The organism is Nitrosophilus sp., assembly GCF_982775275.1.
Window position 1 is genome coordinate 1 of the sequence record NZ_CEXZHP010000334.1, and the last position, 1,094, is coordinate 1,094.

Annotated in this window: 2 protein-coding genes; both read left to right on the top strand. The window is 38.2% G+C overall.

Annotated elements, in window-relative coordinates; all coding sequences use genetic code 11:
- A partial coding sequence (locus AC30RD_RS09805; protein WP_489494378.1) for an efflux RND transporter permease subunit occupies positions 1-499 on the top strand: 499 nt, incomplete at its 5' end.
- Positions 500-501: 2 nt separating this feature from the next.
- A partial coding sequence (locus AC30RD_RS09810; RefSeq protein WP_489494379.1) for an efflux RND transporter permease subunit occupies positions 502-1,094 on the top strand: 593 nt, incomplete at its 3' end.

Here is a 1,094-nt window from a genome sequence, read left to right on the forward strand (position 1 = left end):
TGCAGTGATGCTTATTTTCTTCCTTGGATGGAAAGAATCAATGATTGTAACCTTTACGGTACCGGCTATTTTGGCTATTACCCTTTTTGTTGCCTATATGACAGGACAGACAATCAACCGTATCACCCTTTTTGCATTTTTACTCTCTTTGGGTCTTTTGGTTGATGCTGCCATTATTGTTATTGAAAATATCCACAGACACCTCCACGACCATGACAGTGAACATAAAGATATGGACACACTTCTTATTAAAGCAACCGATGAGATTGGTCGTCCGACAAATATTGCAACACTTGCCATTATTTTAACGATGGTTCCTATGATGTTTGTAGGGGGTATGATGGGTGAGTTTATGAAACCTATTCCACTCAATGTACCTGTTGCTTTACTTGCATCACTTGTTGTTGCTTATATATTTACACCATATCTTAGTAGAAAATTACTGCGACGTGAAGATGATGGAGCGCACCATCACAATACAAAAAAAGAGGAGAATTAATTATGCCGCATCATCACCATAAGGGTAAAAAATTTGAATCATTTGTATATAATATTTTAAACAGCCCTTCTAAAAAAATTATGGTTATTGTAGCAACACTACTGGCTCTTGCGGGAAGCATTATGATGCTTCCGACAAAAACCGTTGTTGCAAGAATGCTTCCGGGAAAAAGTGCCAACACTTTTAATGTTTATGTAACAACACCGGCAGGAAGTTCACTTGAACAAACCAAACAGGTTTCCCGCTGTGTTGTCAACTTTTTAACACAAGAGAAAGAGGTAACTGATATAGAAGCTTACCTTGCTCAAGGTGCTCCACTTGATTATGCCGGACTTGTAAAGGGAAGTGCTTTAAAGCAAGGGGAAAGATTTTCGGAGATTGTTGTAAACTTAACAGACAAACATGAAAGAGATGAAAAATCTTTTAGTATGGTACATAGATTACGCCCTTTACTTAAGGAGAAATGCCAACCTCTTGTAGAGGGTACAAATATAGCTATGATAGAGATGCCATCGGGTCCACCGACATTGGCAGCTATTGCAGTAGAGGTATATGGTCTTTATAACAAAGAGGTACTTAAAATTGCAGCAGATGT